The organism is Pseudomonas sp. LABIM340 (genome assembly GCF_040017195.2).
Taxonomy (GTDB): Bacteria; Pseudomonadota; Gammaproteobacteria; order Pseudomonadales; family Pseudomonadaceae; genus Pseudomonas.
In genome coordinates this window covers 672,118-685,612 of record NZ_CM200227.1, presented here as the reverse complement: position 1 = coordinate 685,612, position 13,495 = coordinate 672,118, and the positions used below count along the sequence as shown (strand labels likewise).

The following is a 13,495-nucleotide window of genomic DNA, read 5'->3' as shown; positions in this document are numbered from 1 at the left end:
AAGTCCGCAATGCCCCACAAACGCAACCGCCCTCCGAAGAGGGCGGCAAGTGGAACGGTTTCAGCTTAGTCCAGCTTCAGGCCCAGCGCCTTGGCGACACCTTCACCGTAGGCCGGGTCGATGTTGAAGAACAGTGCCAGCTGACGACGCTGGATGGCCTCTGGCACACCCGCCATGTCACCGGCGATGTTCTCGTAGAGACGCTGCCGCTGGGCTTCGTCGAACAGGCGGAACAGCGCGGCCGGCTGGCTGTAGTAGTCACCGTCGACGCGGTGGTTCCAGTGATCCGCGCTGCCTTCCAGGGTCAGCGGCGGCTCGGAGTAGTCCGGCTGCTCCTGCCACTGGTTGAAGCTGTTCGGCTCGTAGGTGACAGTCATGTCGCCGTTGTTGCCGTCCACCCGCATGGCGCCGTCGCGGTGGTAGATGCGCGGGTTGTTGCGCGCAGCGTTCACCGGGATCTGGTGGTGGTTCACGCCCAGGCGATAGCGGTGCGCATCGCCGTAGGAGAACAGACGGCCCTGGAGCATCTTGTCCGGCGAAAAGCCGATGCCGGGGACGATGTTCGCCGGGCTGAAGGCGGACTGCTCGACCTCGGCGAAGTAGTTCGCCGGGTTGCGGTTTAGCTCGAAGTAGCCCACCTCGATCAGCGGGTAGTCGCCGTGCGGCCAGACCTTGGTCAGATCGAACGGGTTGTAGCGGTAGGTCGCCGCTTCCTTCTCCGGCATCACCTGCACGTACATCTTCCAGCGCGGGAAGTCACCGCGTTCGATGGCGTCGTAGAGGTCACGTTGCGAGCTTTCGCGGTCGGCGCCGACCAGCTTGGCGGCTTCCTCGTTGCTCAGGTTCTCGATGCCTTGCTGGGTCTTGAAGTGGAACTTGACCCAGAAGCGCTCGTTGCCGGCGTTGATGAAGCTGAAGGTGTGGCTGCCGAAGCCGTGGACGTGGCGGTAGCTGCGCGGCAGACCGCGATCGCTGAAGTCGATGGTCAATTGGTGCAGGGCTTCGGGCAGGTGCGAGAAGAAGTCCCACTTCAGGGTGGCGTTGCGCAGGTTGGTGCGCGGATCGCGCTTCACCACGTGGTTCAGATCGGGGAACTTCAGCGGGTCGCGGAAGTAGAAGACCGGGGTGTTGTTGCCGACCAGGTCCCAGTTGCCTTCCTCGGTGTAGAACTTCATGGCGAAGCCGCGGATATCGCGCTCCGCGTCAGCCGCGCCACGCTCACCGGCCACCGTGGAGAAGCGCAGGAACAACGGAGTCTGCTTGCCGACCTCGGAGAACAGCTTGGCGCGGCTGTACTGGGTAATGTCGTGGGTGACGGTGAAGGTGCCGTAGGCAGCAGAGCCCTTGGCATGCATCCGGCGCTCAGGGATCACTTCGCGGTCGAAGTGCGCCAGTTTCTCCAGGAACCAGACGTCCTGCAGCAGCATCGGGCCCCGCGGGCCGGCGGTCTGGACGTTCTGGTTATCGGCGACCGGCGCTCCGGCAGCAGTCATCAGGCGGGTGTTGTCACTCATCGTTACTCTCCTCAACGGCGGGGTGTTCGAAGACCGGCGGATCACCATGGCAGTGAGCGCGGCCCGACATCCCAATCGGACAATTAAGCGCCTCCACCGGCGTTGCGGCTGTTGATCCAGCTCAGCAAGCAGTAGAAGTCGGCGTCGTTAAGGATCGGTGACAAGGGCATAGATCAGCCAATTAATTGATTCGGGCTGATCGATAGATAAAAGCTTTTCAATAGGCGATAAAAAACCGGGCACAGGGCCCGGTTTCTTATAAGGCGTAAACCTTACTCTGCAGCTTCTACTGCTTGGCCGCCAACAGCGCGGTCAATCAGTTCGACGTATGCCATGGGGGCATTGTCGCCGGCGCGGAAGCCGCACTTCAGGATGCGCAGGTAGCCGCCCGGACGGTTGGCGTAGCGCTTGCCCAGTTCGTTGAACAGCTTGCCTACGGCTTCTTTCGAACGGGTACGGTCGAAAGCGAGACGACGGTTGGCAACGCTATCCACTTTAGCCAGGGTGATCAGCGGCTCGGCAACGCGACGCAGTTCCTTGGCCTTGGGCAGGGTGGTTTTGATCAGTTCGTGTTCGAAGAGCGACACAGCCATGTTCTGGAACATAGCCTTGCGGTGCGCGCTGGTGCGGCTCAGGTGACGACCACTTTTACGATGGCGCATGGTTCAATTCCTTTCCAAACTTTACGTTCGGTAGCTACGACGATCAGGCAGTAGCCTTGTCGTCTTTCTTGAGACTTGCCGGCGGCCAGTTGTCGAGGCGCATACCGAGGGACAGACCGCGAGAGGCCAGAACGTCCTTGATTTCGGTCAGGGACTTCTTACCCAGGTTCGGCGTTTTGAGCAGCTCTACTTCGGTGCGCTGAATCAGGTCACCGATGTAGTAGATGTTCTCTGCCTTCAGGCAGTTGGCCGAACGGACGGTCAGCTCAAGGTCATCGACCGGACGCAGCAGGATCGGATCGATCTCGTCTTCCTGCTCTTCAACAACAGGCTCGCTGTCGCCTTTGAGGTCCACGAACGCTGCCAGCTGCTGTTGCAGGATGGTAGCGGCGCGACGGATAGCCTCTTCAGGGTCCAGGGTGCCGTTGGTTTCCAGATCGAGGACCAGCTTGTCCAGGTTGGTACGCTGTTCGACACGGGCGTTCTCGACCACGTAGGCAACACGACGTACGGGGCTGAACGAGGCGTCGAGCTGAAGACGGCCAATGCTACGGCTTTCGTCTTCATCGCTCGAACGGGCATCAGCCGGCTCGTAGCCACGGCCACGAGCGACTTTCAGCTTCATGTTCAGCGCGCCGTTATCGGCCAGGTGGGCGATAACATGGTCACCGTTGACGATCTCGACATCATGATCCAGCTGAATATCGGCAGCGGTCACCACACCCGAGCCCTTTTTCGCCAGGGTCAGCGTCACTTCGTCACGACCGTGCAGCTTGATAGCCAGGCCTTTCAGGTTGAGCAGGATCTCGATGACATCTTCCTGCACACCTTCGATGGCGGAGTACTCGTGGAGTACACCGTCGATCTCGGCCTCGACTACCGCACAGCCAGGCATGGAGGACAACAGGATGCGACGCAGCGCGTTGCCCAGGGTATGGCCGAAACCACGCTCGAGAGGCTCGAGAGTGATCTTGGCGCGGGTTTGGCTGACCACCTGCACATCGATGTGGCGGGGGGTCAGGAACTCATTTACCGAACTCTGCATGGATGCACCTATTTTCTAGCCCTTACTTGGAGTAGAGCTCGACAATCAGGTTTTCGTTGATGTCGGCGGACAGATCGGCACGAGCCGGGACACTTTTGAAGGTGCCAGCTTTCTTGTCGGAGTCCACTTCGACCCACTCAACGCGACCGCGCTGGGCGCACAGGTCCAGAGCTTGGGCGATACGCAGCTGGTTCTTCGATTTCTCGCGAACAGCAACCACGTCACCAGCTTTGACCTGGTAGGACGGTACGTTTACGGTCTGACCGTTGACGCTGATGGTCTTGTGAGACACCAGCTGACGGGATTCGGAACGAGTGGAACCGAAGCCCATACGGTAGACGACGTTGTCCAGACGGCACTCAAGCAGCTGCAGCAGGTTTTCACCCGTGGAGCCCTTGCGGCGGGACGCTTCCTGATAGTAGCCACGGAATTGACGCTCGAGGACGCCGTAGATACGACGAACTTTTTGCTTCTCGCGCAGCTGCAGACCGTAGTCGGACAGGCGACCACGGCGCTGGCCGTGCTGACCGGGAACTTGTTCTGCCTTGCATTTCGAGTCGAGGGCACGAACGCCGCTCTTCAGGAAAAGATCAGTGCCTTCGCGGCGGGACAGTTTGCACTTGGGACCAATGTAACGAGCCATTTCTCACTGTCTCCTATTACACGCGACGCTTTTTCGGCGGACGGCAGCCGTTATGCGGGATCGGGGTTACGTCGGTGATGCTGGCGATCTTGTAACCGCAGGCATTCAGCGCACGAACAGCCGACTCGCGACCCGGGCCCGGGCCTTTGACGTTGACGTCAAGGTTCTTCAGACCGTATTCCAGAGCAGCCTGGCCGGCACGCTCGGCCGCTACCTGGGCAGCGAACGGGGTGCTCTTACGCGAGCCACGGAAGCCCGAACCACCGGAGGTAGCCCAGGACAGAGCGTTGCCCTGACGATCAGTGATGGTAACGATGGTGTTGTTGAAGGATGCGTGGATATGCGCGATCCCGTCGACCACCGTCTTTTTGACTTTCTTGCGAGGACGAGCAGCAGGTTTTGCCATGACTAGATTCCTAAGCGATTACTTGCGGATCGGCTTACGCGGGCCCTTACGGGTGCGCGCGTTGGTCTTGGTGCGCTGACCGCGAACCGGCAGACCACGACGATGACGCAGACCGCGGTAGCAACCGAGGTCCATCAGACGCTTGATGTTCATGTTGATTTCGCGACGCAGGTCACCTTCGGTGGTCAGCTTGGCCACCTCGGTACGCAGCGAATCAATCTGCTCTTCGCTCAGCTCTTTGATCTTTACAGCCGGGCTGATGCCGGTGGCTGCACAGATGCTCTGTGCGGTAGTGCGACCAACACCATAGATGTAGGTCAGCGAGATAACAGTGTGCTTGTTATCCGGAATGTTTACGCCTGCAATACGGGCCATTCAGAAAAACTCCAATTGACAGCTACCCGGCGCCCAGGGAGCCAAGAAAGGGCGCGGATATTAGCGCTGTAAAAACAAATAATCAACCCGGCAGCACACTAGCTGCCGGGTTATAACGCGTGGTTCACACTCAGCCTTGGCGCTGCTTGTGACGCGGCTCCGAGCTGCAGATCACACGAACGACGCCTTCGCGACGGACGATCTTGCAGTTACGGCACAGCTTCTTAACCGATGCACGAACTTTCATCAGTGACTCCTCGAACCTTACGGGTCAGCGCAGCAGACCGCTGCCATAGCCCTTCAGGTTGGCTTTCTTCATGAGGGATTCGTACTGGTGCGAAACGAGGTGCGATTGTACTTGAGCCATAAAGTCCATCACAACCACGACCACGATCAGCAACGAGGTCCCGCCAAGGTAGAACGGTACGTGGGCAGCTACGACCAGGAACTGGGGCAGCAGGCACACAGCCGTCATGTACAGGGCACCGAACATGGTCAAACGGGTCAGAACGCCATCAATGTAGCGAGCCGACTGTTCGCCCGGACGAATACCCGGAATAAATGCACCGGACTTCTTGAGGTTTTCCGCCACGTCCTTCGGGTTGAACATCAGCGCTGTGTAGAAGAAGCAGAAGAAAACGATCCCTGCACTAAACAGCAGAATGTTCAGCGGCTGACCAGGAGCGATCGCTTGCGCGACGTCCTGCAGCCAACCCAGGCCTTCCGACTGACCGAACCAGGCACCCAGGGATGCCGGGAACAGCAGAATGCTGCTGGCGAAAATCGCGGGGATTACACCCGCCATGTTCACTTTCAGCGGCAGATGGCTCGTTTGGGCGGCAAACACCTTGCGACCTTGCTGGCGCTTGGCGTAATGCACGGCGATACGGCGCTGACCCCGCTCGATGAACACCACGAACGCGATGATTGCCACAGCCAGGAGGCCGATGGCGATCAGGGCGAAGATGTTGATGTCACCTTGACGCGCGGACTCGAAGGACTGACCGATTGCTCGGGGCAGGCCTGCGACGATACCGGAGAAGATCAGCATGGAGATGCCGTTGCCGACACCCCGCTCGGTGATCTGCTCACCCAGCCACATCATGAACAGTGCACCCGCCACGAAGGTGGTGACCGACACGAAGTAGAAGCCGAAGTCGTTGGAGAAGGCCACGCCCTGGCTACCCAGACCAATGGACATGCCAATGGCCTGGACGAGTGCCAGGACGAGAGTTGCGTAGCGGGTGTACTGGCTGATCTTACGACGCCCAGACTCACCCTCTTTCTTCAACTGCTCCAGCTGCGGGCTGATAGCGGTCATGAGCTGCATGATGATCGATGCCGAGATGTACGGCATGATCCCCAGTGCAAAAATACTCATGCGCTCCAGCGCGCCGCCGGAAAACATGTTGAAGAGGCTAAGAATGGTCCCCTCGTTCTGCCGGAACAGTGCCGCCAAGCGATCGGGGTTGATGCCCGGGACTGGGATATGCGCACCGATCCGATAGACGATGATCGCCAGGAACAGGAAACGCAGACGTGCCCAGAGCTCGGACAAACCACCACCGTTGCTCAGCGCAGAGAGAGCACCTTGCTTAGCCATTTAGTCCTCGATTTTGCCGCCAGCTGCTTCGATAGCCGCACGAGCGCCCTTGGTGGCGCCGATGCCTTTCAGGGTGACTGCGCGAGTAACTTCGCCCGACAGCATGACTTTCACACGCTGTACGTTCTGGTTAATCACGTTGGCATCCTTCAGGGATTGCACGGTTACGACATCACCCTCGACCTTGGCCAGTTCGGAAGTGCGCACTTCTGCGCGATCCATGGCTTTCAGCGAGTTGAAGCCGAACTTCGGCAGACGACGGTGCAGCGGTTGCTGACCACCCTCGAAGCCCGGAGCGATGGAGCCACCGGAGCGGGAGGTTTGACCTTTGTGACCACGGCCACCAGTCTTGCCCAGACCGCTACCGATGCCACGGCCCGGACGGTGCTTTTCGCGACGGGCACCCGGCGCGGAACGCAGATCGTTCAGTTGCATGGATTAACCCTCCACACGCAGCAGGTAGTAGGCCTTGTTAATCATGCCGCGGTTTTCAGGAGTGTCCTGAACTTCGACGGTGTGATTAATGCGACGCAGGCCGAGGCCTTTGACGCAAGCCTTGTGATTGGCCAGACGGCCGTTCAGGCTCTTGATCAGGGTAACTTTGACAGTTGCCATGGTTAGAGAATCTCCTCGACGCTCTTGCCACGCTTGGCCGCTACCGACTCAGGGGACTGCATGTTCTTCAGGCCCTTGAAGGTTGCGTAGACCACGTTCACCGGGTTGGTGGAGCCGTAGCACTTCGCCAGAACGTTCTGCACACCAGCAACTTCCAGGACAGCGCGCATGGCGCCGCCGGCGATGATGCCGGTACCTTCGGAAGCCGGCTGCATGTACACCTTGGAGGCGCCATGGGCGGACTTGGTCGGGTACTGCAGGGTGGTGCCGTTCAGATCAACCTGGATCATGTTGCGGCGAGCAGCTTCCATTGCCTTCTGGATAGCAGCGGGCACTTCACGCGCCTTGCCACGACCGAAGCCAACACGGCCCTTGCCATCGCCAACCACGGTCAGCGCGGTGAAGGCGAAGATACGGCCACCTTTTACGGTTTTGGCGACGCGGTTCACTTGAACCAGCTTCTCGATGTAGCCTTCGTCGCGCTTTTGATCGTTGTTTGCCATAACTTAGAACTCCAGACCGCCTTCACGAGCGGCATCAGCCAGGGCCTTGATACGACCGTGGTACTTGAAGCCAGAACGGTCGAACGCCACCTGAGTGACGCCGGCAGCCTTGGCGCGTTCCGCGACCAGTTGACCAACTTTCTTGGCTGCGTCGACGTTGCCGGTGGCAGCTTCGCGCAGTTCTTTGTCCAGGGTCGAGGCGCTGGCCAGGACCTTGCCGCCGTCGGCTGCAATGACCTGGGCGTAGATGTGCTGGGAGGAGCGGTACACGCAGAGGCGTACGGCTTCCAGTTCGCGCATCTTCAGGCGAGCCTTGCGAGCGCGGCGCAGACGGGTTTCTTTCTTGACGCTCATTTGCTATGCCCTACTTCTTCTTGGCTTCTTTACGAAGGACGACTTCGTCGGCGTAACGCACGCCCTTGCCTTTGTACGGCTCCGGCGGACGGAAGTCGCGGATTTCCGCGGCAACCTGGCCGACCAGCTGCTTGTCGATACCCTTGATCAGGATGTCGGTCTGGCTGGGGGTTTCCGCGACGATGCCGGCAGGCAGTTCGTAATCAACCGGGTGGGAGAAGCCGAGAGCCAGGGACAGCACTTGGCCTTTGGCCTGCGCCTTGTAACCAACACCAACCAGCTGGAGCTTGCGCTCGAAGCCCTGGCTGACGCCGATTACCATGTTGTTGACCAGAGCACGGGTAGTACCGGCCATGGCACGGGTCTGCTGGTCGCCGTTACGCGCAGCGAAACGCAGCTCACCGTTGTCCTGAATGACTTCGACGGACGGATGTACTTTCAGCTCGAGAGCGCCTTTGGCACCCTTGATCGAAAGTTCCTGACCAGCCAGCTTGATTTCAACGCCAGCGGGCAGAATGACGGGGTTCTTAGCAACGCGAGACATGCTGATTCCCCTTAGAACACAGTGCAGAGCACTTCGCCACCGACGCCAGCGGCACGGGCAGCACGGTCAGTCATCACACCTTTGTTGGTGGAGACGATCGAAACGCCCAGGCCGCCACGAACTTTCGGCAGCTGGTCTACGGATTTGTACTGGCGCAGGCCAGGACGGCTGATTCGCTTCACTTCCTCGATGACAGGCTTGCCTTCGAAGTACTTCAGCTCGATCGACAGCAGAGGCTTGGCCTCGGCGGTGACTTGGAAATCCGCAATATAGCCTTCGTCCTTGAGGACTTTGGCGACTGCCGCTTTCAGCTTGGAAGACGGCATGCTCACGACGGTCTTCTCAGCCATCTGGGCATTACGGATGCGAGTTAGCATGTCTGCTAACGGGTCCTGCATACTCATGGGCTTAATGCTCCTGATACAAAAGATAAGCCTTCAACTTCACAACTCGCCCTCAAAACGCCGGACGAACTAAAACCCGGACTCGGGGGAGCCGGGTATTCTAGAGATCGCTTAAAAACGAATCAAGCCCCACATGGGGGCTTGCTTCGCAAAGCGATCAACGGAGTCGTTGCCGACCCCGTCTAGCACTTACCAGCTGGCTTTCACCAGGCCCGGTACGTCACCGCGCATTGCTGCTTCACGCAGCTTGTTACGGCTCAGGCCGAACTTGCGGTAGTAACCGTGCGGACGACCGGTCAGGCGGCAACGGTTACGCAGGCGGCTGGCGCTCGCGTCACGCGGTTGCTTCTGAAGGGCGACCTGGGCATTCCAACGGTCTTCTGCGGAAGTGCTCGGATTAGCGATGATCGCTTTCAGCTCGGCACGCTTTTTGGCGTACTTGGCTACCGTTTGCTGACGCTTCAGCTCACGGTTCTTCATGCTCTCTTTAGCCATGGTCCTACTCCAATCAGTTGCGGAACGGGAATTTGAAGGCGCGCAGCAGTGCACGACCCTCATCATCCGAACGCGCGGTGGTGGTCAGAGTGATATCCATACCGCGGAGGGCATCGATCTTGTCGTAATCGATTTCCGGGAAGATGATCTGCTCTTTGACGCCCATGCTGTAGTTGCCACGGCCGTCGAAGGACTTGGCGTTCAGACCGCGGAAGTCACGAACGCGCGGCAGAGAGATCGACAGCAGACGGTCCAGGAACTCGTACATGCGATCGCCACGCAGGGTGACTTTCACGCCGATCGGCCAGCCTTCACGAATCTTGAAACCAGCGATGGACTTACGAGCGTAAGTCACAACCGGCTTCTGACCCGCGATCTTTTCCAGATCAGCTACGGCGCTCTCGATGACTTTCTTGTCGCCGACAGCTTCGCCAAGACCCATGTTCAGGGTGATTTTGGTAACGCGCGGAACTTCCATCACGTTCGCCAGTTGAAGCTCTTGCTTCAGCTTGGGAGCGATTTCCTTCCGATAAATTTCTTTCAATCGTGCCATGGTGATCTACCTAGCTCCCTCAAGCCTGAACCGGTTTCTGGGTCGACTTGAAGACACGAATCTTCTTGCCGTCTTCGACTTTGAAACCAACGCGGTCAGCCTTGTTGGTTTCAGCGTTGAAGATGGCGACGTTGGAGACGTGCAGAGGCGCCTCCTTCTCGACGATCCCGCCTTGCTGGTTGAGCATGGGGTTGGGCTTGGTGTGGCGCTTGACCAGGTTCACACCGCCAACGACCAGACGGTCATCAGCCAGAACCTTGATCACTTTGCCACGCTTGCCCTTGTCCTTGCCGGCAATGACGATGACTTCGTCGTCACGACGAATTTTTTGCATGACGGCTACTCCTTACAGCACTTCAGGGGCAAGGGAGACGATCTTCATGAACTTCTCGGTACGAAGTTCACGAGTCACCGGCCCGAAGATACGGGTGCCGATCGGCTCCTGCTTGTTGTTCAGCAGGACGGCGGCGTTGCCGTCGAAGCGAATGATGGAACCGTCGGTACGACGTACGCCGTGCTTGGTGCGAACGACCACGGCAGTCATTACCTGGCCCTTCTTCACCTTGCCACGCGGAATTGCTTCCTTGACGGTGACCTTGATGATGTCGCCAATGCCGGCGTAACGGCGGTGGGAACCGCCGAGCACCTTGATGCACATTACGCGACGCGCGCCGCTGTTGTCAGCGACTTCGAGCATGGATTGAGTCTGAATCATCTTCTATCTCCGATCCTTAGACTTCAACCGCGCGCTCGACGATGTCAACCAGAGTCCAGGCCTTGGTCTTGGCCAGAGGACGGGTCTCGCGAATGGTGACCAGGTCACCAATGCGGCACTGATTGGTTTCGTCGTGGGCGTGCAGCTTGGTCGAACGCTTCACGTATTTGCCGTAGATCGGGTGCTTTACGCGGCGCTCGATCAGAACGGTGACGGTCTTGTCCATCTTGTCGCTGACGACGCGGCCAGTCAGCGTACGGACGGTTTTCTGAGCTTCAGCCATGATTACTTACCTGCTTGCTGGTTGAGCACAGTTTTCACGCGAGCGATATCGCGCTTAACCTGCGAGAGCAGGTGAGACTGCCCCAACTGGCCAGTTGCTTTCTGCATGCGCAGATTGAACTGGTCGCGCAGCAGGCCGAGCAGTTGCTCGTTCAGCTGCTCAACGGATTTTTCACGAAGTTCATTCGCTTTCATCACATCACCGTCCGCTTAACAAAGGAGGTGGCGAGCGGCAGCTTTGCAGCAGCCAGGGCGAATGCCTCACGCGCCAGCTCTTCGGATACACCCTCGATCTCGTACAGGACCTTGCCCGGTTGAATCTGGGCTACCCAGTACTCGACGCCGCCCTTACCTTTACCCATACGTACTTCCAGGGGCTTCTTGGTAACAGGCTTGTCGGGGAATACGCGAATCCAGATCTTGCCGCCACGTTTAACGTGACGGGTCAGCGCACGACGTGCGGACTCGATCTGACGCGCGGTGAGACGGCCGCGGCTGGTTGCCTTGAGGGCGAACTCGCCGAAGCTGACTTTGGAACCGCGATGAGCCAGGCCACGGTTGTGACCGGTCATTTGCTTGCGGAACTTCGTACGCTTAGGTTGCAGCATTTGCGTACTCCTTACTTAGCAGCTTTTTTACGAGGAGCGGGCGCTACAGGCTTCAGCTCTTCCTGGCGGCCACCAATGACCTCGCCTTTGAAGATCCAAACCTTCACACCGATCACACCGTAGGTGGTGTGCGCTTCGTAGGTTGCATAGTCGATGTCGGCACGCAGGGTGTGCAGGGGCACACGACCTTCGCGATACCACTCGGTACGGGCGATTTCAGCGCCGCCCAGACGACCGCTTACCTGGATCTTGATGCCTTTGGCACCAATGCGCATGGCGTTCTGTACAGCGCGCTTCATGGCGCGACGGAACATAACGCGACGCTCCAGCTGCTGAGCTACGCTCTGCGCAACCAGCATACCGTCGAGTTCCGGCTTGCGGATCTCTTCGATGTTGATGTGCACCGGCACACCCATTTGCTTGGTCAGGTCCTGACGCAGCTTCTCAACATCTTCACCTTTCTTGCCGATCACGATGCCGGGACGAGCGGTGTGGATGGTGATACGTGCAGTCTGAGCCGGACGATGGATGTCGATACGGCTTACGGACGCGCTTTTTAGTTTGTCTTGGAGATACTCACGTACCTTCAGGTCGGCGAACAGATAATCGGCGTAAGTGCGCTTATCTGCGTACCAAACGGAGGTGTGCTCCTTGACGATACCCAGGCGGATGCCATTGGGATGTACTTTCTGACCCATCTGATCGACTCCGTTACTTGTCCGCAACCTTGACAGTGATATGGCAAGACCGCTTGACGATGCGATCAGCACGGCCTTTGGCACGCGGCATGATGCGCTTGAGCGAACGACCTTCGTTGACGAAGACGGTGGAGACTTTGAGATCGTCTACATCGGCGCCTTCGTTGTGCTCGGCGTTGGCAACGGCCGACTCCAGCACTTTCTTCATGATCTCGGCGGCTTTCTTGTTGCTGAAAGCCAGGAGGTTGAGCGCGTCGCCCACCTTCTTCCCGCGGATCTGGTCGGCGACCAAGCGGGCTTTCTGGGCGGAGATACGAGCGCCCGAGAGCTTAGCGGCTACTTCCATCTTCCTTACCCCTTAACGCTTGGCTTTCTTGTCCGCAGCGTGCCCACGATAAGTGCGGGTAGCAGCGAACTCGCCGAGTTTGTGACCGACCATGTCTTCGTTGACCAGAACCGGCACGTGTTGACGGCCGTTGTGGACAGCGATGGTCAGACCAACCATGTGCGGCATGATCATAGAACGGCGCGACCAGGTCTTGATCGGCTTGCGGTCGTTCTTTTCTACCGCCACTTCGATCTTCTTCAGCAGGTGAAGATCGATAAAAGGACCTTTTTTCAGAGAACGTGGCACTGTCGTATCCCTCTATTTACTTGCGGCGACGGACGATCATGTTGTCGGTACGCTTGTTCGCGCGAGTCTTCTTACCCTTGGTCTGAAGACCCCACGGCGATACCGGATGACGACCAGCAGAGGTACGACCTTCACCACCACCATGCGGGTGGTCGACCGGGTTCATGGCAACACCACGAACGGTCGGGCGAACGCCACGCCAGCGTTTGGCACCGGCTTTACCCAGCGAACGCAGGCTGTGCTCGGAGTTCGAGACTTCACCCAGGGTCGCACGGCAGTCAGCCAGGACTTTACGCATCTCACCGGAACGCAGACGTACGGTTACGTATGCACCTTCACGGGCAACCAGCTGAGCCGAAGCGCCAGCGGAGCGAGCGATCTGAGCGCCTTTGCCAGGCTTCAGTTCGATACCGTGGATGGTGCTACCAACCGGGATGTTGCGCAGCGGCATGTTGTTGCCGGCCTTGATCGGAGCGCCGATACCGGAGATCAGTTGATCGCCAGCCACCACGCCTTTGGGGGCGATGATGTAACGGCGCTCGCCGTCCGCGTATTTCAGCAGAGCGATGTGAGCAGTACGGTTCGGATCGTATTCGACGCGCTCAACGATGGCAGGAATGCCATCCTTGTTGCGACGGAAGTCGACCAGACGATAGTGCTGCTTGTGACCACCACCGATATGACGGGTGGTGATGCGACCGTTGTTGTTACGGCCGCCCGACTTGGACTTCTTCTCGAGCAGGGGAGCGAACGGAGCACCTTTGTGCAGGTCCTGGTTCACTACCTTGACGACGAAACGACGACCAGCGGAAGTCGGTTTGCATTTAACGATTGCCATGATG

25 protein-coding genes are annotated in these 13,495 nt (G+C 58.6%); all 25 read right to left on the bottom strand.

What is annotated here, in order from left to right:
* Positions 1 to 65 precede the first annotated feature (65 nt).
* Positions 66 to 1,514, bottom strand: coding sequence for a catalase KatA (gene katA / locus ABKS89_RS03370; RefSeq protein ID WP_348589782.1), 1,449 nt, complete (start codon positions 1,512 to 1,514; stop codon positions 66 to 68).
* Between the two features lie 272 nt (positions 1,515 to 1,786).
* A complete protein-coding gene (gene rplQ, locus ABKS89_RS03365) occupies positions 1,787 to 2,176 on the bottom strand; it encodes a 50S ribosomal protein L17 (protein ID WP_015475338.1) in 390 nt (129 codons plus the stop codon).
* Between the two features lie 43 nt (positions 2,177 to 2,219).
* Positions 2,220 to 3,221: a DNA-directed RNA polymerase subunit alpha gene (locus ABKS89_RS03360; RefSeq protein ID WP_009617182.1), complete on the bottom strand. Its 1,002-nt coding sequence runs from the start codon at positions 3,219 to 3,221 to the stop codon at positions 2,220 to 2,222.
* Between the two features lie 22 nt (positions 3,222 to 3,243).
* A complete protein-coding gene (gene rpsD / locus ABKS89_RS03355) occupies positions 3,244 to 3,864 on the bottom strand; it encodes a 30S ribosomal protein S4 (RefSeq protein WP_138216857.1) in 621 nt (206 codons plus the stop codon).
* A gap of 16 nt (positions 3,865 to 3,880) precedes the next feature.
* Positions 3,881 to 4,270, bottom strand: a complete 390-nt coding sequence (gene rpsK, locus ABKS89_RS03350) for a 30S ribosomal protein S11 (RefSeq protein ID WP_003093689.1) — start codon at positions 4,268 to 4,270, stop codon at positions 3,881 to 3,883.
* Positions 4,271 to 4,288: 18 nt separating this feature from the next.
* The gene (rpsM, locus tag ABKS89_RS03345; RefSeq protein ID WP_024767079.1) at positions 4,289 to 4,645 is read right to left on the bottom strand and encodes a 30S ribosomal protein S13; all 357 of its coding nucleotides are present in this window, start codon (positions 4,643 to 4,645) and stop codon (positions 4,289 to 4,291) included.
* A gap of 130 nt (positions 4,646 to 4,775) precedes the next feature.
* Complete coding sequence (gene rpmJ, locus ABKS89_RS03340; RefSeq protein WP_045215308.1) at positions 4,776 to 4,892, bottom strand: 50S ribosomal protein L36; 117 nt, start codon at positions 4,890 to 4,892, stop codon at positions 4,776 to 4,778.
* Positions 4,893 to 4,916: 24 nt separating this feature from the next.
* Positions 4,917 to 6,248, bottom strand: a complete 1,332-nt coding sequence (secY, locus tag ABKS89_RS03335; RefSeq protein ID WP_024767080.1) for a preprotein translocase subunit SecY — start codon at positions 6,246 to 6,248, stop codon at positions 4,917 to 4,919.
* Positions 6,249 to 6,683: a 50S ribosomal protein L15 gene (rplO, locus tag ABKS89_RS03330; RefSeq protein WP_138216856.1), complete on the bottom strand. Its 435-nt coding sequence runs from the start codon at positions 6,681 to 6,683 to the stop codon at positions 6,249 to 6,251.
* 3 nt (positions 6,684 to 6,686) lie between these two features.
* Complete coding sequence (gene rpmD / locus ABKS89_RS03325) at positions 6,687 to 6,863, bottom strand: 50S ribosomal protein L30 (protein WP_009617174.1); 177 nt, start codon at positions 6,861 to 6,863, stop codon at positions 6,687 to 6,689.
* Positions 6,864 to 6,865: 2 nt separating this feature from the next.
* Entirely contained in the window at positions 6,866 to 7,366 is a 501-nt protein-coding gene (gene rpsE / locus ABKS89_RS03320; RefSeq protein WP_009617173.1) for a 30S ribosomal protein S5, read from the bottom strand.
* 3 nt (positions 7,367 to 7,369) lie between these two features.
* Positions 7,370 to 7,720: a 50S ribosomal protein L18 gene (rplR, locus tag ABKS89_RS03315; protein ID WP_017521897.1), complete on the bottom strand. Its 351-nt coding sequence runs from the start codon at positions 7,718 to 7,720 to the stop codon at positions 7,370 to 7,372.
* A gap of 10 nt (positions 7,721 to 7,730) precedes the next feature.
* Complete coding sequence (rplF, locus tag ABKS89_RS03310; protein WP_015475332.1) at positions 7,731 to 8,264, bottom strand: 50S ribosomal protein L6; 534 nt, start codon at positions 8,262 to 8,264, stop codon at positions 7,731 to 7,733.
* Between the two features lie 11 nt (positions 8,265 to 8,275).
* Positions 8,276 to 8,668 (bottom strand): 30S ribosomal protein S8, encoded by a 393-nt coding sequence (gene rpsH / locus ABKS89_RS03305; protein WP_015475331.1) that lies wholly within the window; start codon positions 8,666 to 8,668, stop codon positions 8,276 to 8,278.
* Positions 8,669 to 8,857: 189 nt separating this feature from the next.
* Positions 8,858 to 9,163: a 30S ribosomal protein S14 gene (gene rpsN, locus ABKS89_RS03300; protein WP_045215313.1), complete on the bottom strand. Its 306-nt coding sequence runs from the start codon at positions 9,161 to 9,163 to the stop codon at positions 8,858 to 8,860.
* 13 nt (positions 9,164 to 9,176) lie between these two features.
* Entirely contained in the window at positions 9,177 to 9,716 is a 540-nt protein-coding gene (rplE, locus tag ABKS89_RS03295; RefSeq protein WP_017521899.1) for a 50S ribosomal protein L5, read from the bottom strand.
* Between the two features lie 19 nt (positions 9,717 to 9,735).
* On the bottom strand, positions 9,736 to 10,050 hold the full coding sequence (gene rplX, locus ABKS89_RS03290) for a 50S ribosomal protein L24 (RefSeq protein WP_045215317.1): 315 nt from the start codon (positions 10,048 to 10,050) through the stop codon (positions 9,736 to 9,738).
* A gap of 12 nt (positions 10,051 to 10,062) precedes the next feature.
* The gene (rplN, locus tag ABKS89_RS03285) at positions 10,063 to 10,431 is read right to left on the bottom strand and encodes a 50S ribosomal protein L14 (protein WP_017521901.1); all 369 of its coding nucleotides are present in this window, start codon (positions 10,429 to 10,431) and stop codon (positions 10,063 to 10,065) included.
* 16 nt (positions 10,432 to 10,447) lie between these two features.
* On the bottom strand, positions 10,448 to 10,714 hold the full coding sequence (gene rpsQ, locus ABKS89_RS03280) for a 30S ribosomal protein S17 (RefSeq protein ID WP_009617165.1): 267 nt from the start codon (positions 10,712 to 10,714) through the stop codon (positions 10,448 to 10,450).
* A gap of 2 nt (positions 10,715 to 10,716) precedes the next feature.
* A complete protein-coding gene (rpmC, locus tag ABKS89_RS03275; protein ID WP_003093720.1) occupies positions 10,717 to 10,908 on the bottom strand; it encodes a 50S ribosomal protein L29 in 192 nt (63 codons plus the stop codon).
* Positions 10,908 to 11,321, bottom strand: a complete 414-nt coding sequence (rplP, locus tag ABKS89_RS03270; protein WP_009617163.1) for a 50S ribosomal protein L16 — start codon at positions 11,319 to 11,321, stop codon at positions 10,908 to 10,910. Before rplP ends, rpmC begins: the two co-directional genes overlap by 1 nt.
* 11 nt (positions 11,322 to 11,332) lie before the next feature.
* Positions 11,333 to 12,019: a 30S ribosomal protein S3 gene (rpsC, locus tag ABKS89_RS03265; protein WP_015475326.1), complete on the bottom strand. Its 687-nt coding sequence runs from the start codon at positions 12,017 to 12,019 to the stop codon at positions 11,333 to 11,335.
* A 13-nt stretch (positions 12,020 to 12,032) separates the two neighbouring features.
* Positions 12,033 to 12,365: a 50S ribosomal protein L22 gene (gene rplV / locus ABKS89_RS03260; RefSeq protein ID WP_015475325.1), complete on the bottom strand. Its 333-nt coding sequence runs from the start codon at positions 12,363 to 12,365 to the stop codon at positions 12,033 to 12,035.
* Between the two features lie 12 nt (positions 12,366 to 12,377).
* The gene (rpsS, locus tag ABKS89_RS03255) at positions 12,378 to 12,653 is read right to left on the bottom strand and encodes a 30S ribosomal protein S19 (protein ID WP_017521902.1); all 276 of its coding nucleotides are present in this window, start codon (positions 12,651 to 12,653) and stop codon (positions 12,378 to 12,380) included.
* A 16-nt stretch (positions 12,654 to 12,669) separates the two neighbouring features.
* Positions 12,670 to 13,491, bottom strand: coding sequence for a 50S ribosomal protein L2 (gene rplB, locus ABKS89_RS03250; protein ID WP_024767388.1), 822 nt, complete (start codon positions 13,489 to 13,491; stop codon positions 12,670 to 12,672).
* Between the last annotated feature and the right edge of the window lie 4 nt (positions 13,492 to 13,495).

Excerpts from the sequence above, each read along its gene's own strand:
- katA (WP_348589782.1), bottom strand. The coding sequence starts at position 1,514 with ATGAGTGACAACACCCGCCTGATGACTGCTGCCGGAGCGCCGGTCGCC.
- rplQ (WP_015475338.1), bottom strand. The coding sequence starts at position 2,176 with ATGCGCCATCGTAAAAGTGGTCGTCACCTGAGCCGCACCAGCGCGCAC.
- ABKS89_RS03360 (WP_009617182.1), bottom strand. The coding sequence starts at position 3,221 with ATGCAGAGTTCGGTAAATGAGTTCCTGACCCCCCGCCACATCGATGTG.
- rpsD (WP_138216857.1), bottom strand. The coding sequence starts at position 3,864 with ATGGCTCGTTACATTGGTCCCAAGTGCAAACTGTCCCGCCGCGAAGGC.
- rpsK (WP_003093689.1), bottom strand. The coding sequence starts at position 4,270 with ATGGCAAAACCTGCTGCTCGTCCTCGCAAGAAAGTCAAAAAGACGGTG.
- rpsM (WP_024767079.1), bottom strand. The coding sequence starts at position 4,645 with ATGGCCCGTATTGCAGGCGTAAACATTCCGGATAACAAGCACACTGTT.
- rpmJ (WP_045215308.1), bottom strand. The coding sequence starts at position 4,892 with ATGAAAGTTCGTGCATCGGTTAAGAAGCTGTGCCGTAACTGCAAGATC.
- secY (WP_024767080.1), bottom strand. The coding sequence starts at position 6,248 with ATGGCTAAGCAAGGTGCTCTCTCTGCGCTGAGCAACGGTGGTGGTTTG.
- rplO (WP_138216856.1), bottom strand. The coding sequence starts at position 6,683 with ATGCAACTGAACGATCTGCGTTCCGCGCCGGGTGCCCGTCGCGAAAAG.
- rpmD (WP_009617174.1), bottom strand. The coding sequence starts at position 6,863 with ATGGCAACTGTCAAAGTTACCCTGATCAAGAGCCTGAACGGCCGTCTG.
- rpsE (WP_009617173.1), bottom strand. The coding sequence starts at position 7,366 with ATGGCAAACAACGATCAAAAGCGCGACGAAGGCTACATCGAGAAGCTG.
- rplR (WP_017521897.1), bottom strand. The coding sequence starts at position 7,720 with ATGAGCGTCAAGAAAGAAACCCGTCTGCGCCGCGCTCGCAAGGCTCGC.
- rplF (WP_015475332.1), bottom strand. The coding sequence starts at position 8,264 with ATGTCTCGCGTTGCTAAGAACCCCGTCATTCTGCCCGCTGGCGTTGAA.
- rpsH (WP_015475331.1), bottom strand. The coding sequence starts at position 8,668 with ATGAGTATGCAGGACCCGTTAGCAGACATGCTAACTCGCATCCGTAAT.
- rpsN (WP_045215313.1), bottom strand. The coding sequence starts at position 9,163 with ATGGCTAAAGAGAGCATGAAGAACCGTGAGCTGAAGCGTCAGCAAACG.
- rplE (WP_017521899.1), bottom strand. The coding sequence starts at position 9,716 with ATGGCACGATTGAAAGAAATTTATCGGAAGGAAATCGCTCCCAAGCTG.
- rplX (WP_045215317.1), bottom strand. The coding sequence starts at position 10,050 with ATGCAAAAAATTCGTCGTGACGACGAAGTCATCGTCATTGCCGGCAAG.
- rplN (WP_017521901.1), bottom strand. The coding sequence starts at position 10,431 with ATGATTCAGACTCAATCCATGCTCGAAGTCGCTGACAACAGCGGCGCG.
- rpsQ (WP_009617165.1), bottom strand. The coding sequence starts at position 10,714 with ATGGCTGAAGCTCAGAAAACCGTCCGTACGCTGACTGGCCGCGTCGTC.
- rpmC (WP_003093720.1), bottom strand. The coding sequence starts at position 10,908 with ATGAAAGCGAATGAACTTCGTGAAAAATCCGTTGAGCAGCTGAACGAG.
- rplP (WP_009617163.1), bottom strand. The coding sequence starts at position 11,321 with ATGCTGCAACCTAAGCGTACGAAGTTCCGCAAGCAAATGACCGGTCAC.
- rpsC (WP_015475326.1), bottom strand. The coding sequence starts at position 12,019 with ATGGGTCAGAAAGTACATCCCAATGGCATCCGCCTGGGTATCGTCAAG.
- rplV (WP_015475325.1), bottom strand. The coding sequence starts at position 12,365 with ATGGAAGTAGCCGCTAAGCTCTCGGGCGCTCGTATCTCCGCCCAGAAA.
- rplB (WP_024767388.1), bottom strand. The coding sequence starts at position 13,491 with ATGGCAATCGTTAAATGCAAACCGACTTCCGCTGGTCGTCGTTTCGTC.